Source organism: Tersicoccus phoenicis (genome assembly GCF_001968835.1).
In the GTDB taxonomy this organism is placed as follows: Bacteria; Actinomycetota; Actinomycetes; order Actinomycetales; family Micrococcaceae; genus Tersicoccus; species Tersicoccus phoenicis.
In genome coordinates, this window is the sequence record NZ_MRDE01000029.1 from 1 (window position 1) to 1,403 (window position 1,403).

3 protein-coding genes are annotated in these 1,403 nt (G+C 63.1%); 1 reads left to right on the top strand and 2 read right to left on the bottom strand.

What is annotated here, in order from left to right; all coding sequences use genetic code 11:
- The coding region (locus tag BKD30_RS06330; RefSeq protein ID WP_143588065.1) for a transposase at window positions 1–144 on the top strand (144 nt) is incomplete at its 5' end.
- On the opposite strand, the gene BKD30_RS06335 is transcribed toward BKD30_RS06330, so the two are convergent.
- On the bottom strand, window positions 127–672 hold the full coding sequence (locus BKD30_RS06335) for a hypothetical protein (RefSeq protein ID WP_218189261.1): 546 nt from the start codon (window positions 670–672) through the stop codon (window positions 127–129). The two genes, BKD30_RS06330 and BKD30_RS06335, sit on opposite strands and share 18 nt — an antisense overlap.
- A 373-nt stretch (window positions 673–1,045) precedes the next feature.
- The coding region (locus BKD30_RS06340) for a transposase (protein ID WP_173893038.1) at window positions 1,046–1,403 on the bottom strand (358 nt) is incomplete at its 5' end.

Sequence of the window (1,403 nt, forward strand, 5' to 3'; positions counted from 1 at the left end):
TCCAACGGCCCGACCGAGGCCATCAACGGCCGGCTCGAACACCTCCGCGGCTCAGCCCTCGGCTTCCGCAACCTCACCAACTACATCGCCCGCAGCCTGCTCGAAACCGGCGGATTCAGACCCCAGCTACACCGTGGATTGTGATGAGCCAGCAAACGGGGCGTCCTCCAGTTGCTCAACTTCGTAGCTGATGCGCACCAGCGCCTCGAAGAATCGATCGCTCTGTTGGGTAAACACTCGCGAGAGGGTGCTGATCACGTCCTGCTTCGTACCGGACTGCGTCTCAAGCGCTGCGACGAGCTCGTCGCGCGCGTCGAGGAGATCAACCTGGAGCCCTTCATACTCCTTCCGCAGGTCGGGATTCACGAGGAGGGTCGATGTGGACTCGGTCGGTCCGAGTTCCTCGTCGTAGGACAGAACGACCACCACATCGTTGGGATCGAGGTCGTCACCATTCTCGTCTGTGACAGCGCGCTCGGTCTCCCGAGTCGGGAACATGTGGTCCGCTGTATCTTGATCATCGGCGAGGTCCTTGAAGGTCCGGGCGAACGAGGTCTTCATCGTGCCGTTGGGCGCGTAAACTGCGACGGCGTTGCCTTTCTCGAAGTTGAACGCCGCGTCGAGTTCGCGGATACCGTGACAGTTCTTCAGAGCTATGTTCAGTGTTTTCACGATCCCCAATCAAATAAGACTGATGTATGAATGCTTTGCTTCAGAGCTGATTCTCCAGGCTCGGTCGCGGGTTTGCTGAGGCGCCTCTCTATCTGAGCCCTGCAGCCAGCTCTCGGGATGACATACCCAATCAGTGCAGTTCCGGGAATAGACATGTAGTACCTCAGTTCTTTTCGAAGCCGGAGCTAGCCTCGATCTTTCATCCCGGCTGGTTGGCTGAGGGTCAGGGCTTACCGTCTGCCTGATGGGTGTGATTCTTGCATGTGGGTACGACAGTGCTGCCCGCTGACCTTGGCGGGTGTCCGGTGCGGGTCCACTCCCGCACGTGCCGGTGCTGCTGCTTCCTGTCTCGTCGTGGCGTTCGGAGGGGCCGTTATGGCAGGCCGAGGATGGCGAGGCGGTCCAGGGCCTTCAGGAGCAGGGGCGTCTCGGGGGCGGCCGCGGCCAGGTGCAGCACGGCGCGGCGGGCGTGCCGGGAGGCTCTGGCGGCGGTCTCGAAGAGGCGCGCCCGGAGTCGTTTGGGCTCCCAACGGCGGGCGTTGTGCCCATGGAGGGCGAGCATCTGGGCCCAGGCGGTGAGCTCGGCGGCGAGCATGACCAGGTGGCACCACAGCTGATTGGCGTCGAACGCGTGGAGGGGGAGATTCTGCAGGCCGGTGTCCTTGGCGGCGCGGATCCGGTCTTCGCACCGGGCCCGCAGCCGGTGTCTGACCTCGAGGTCGGCGAGCTGG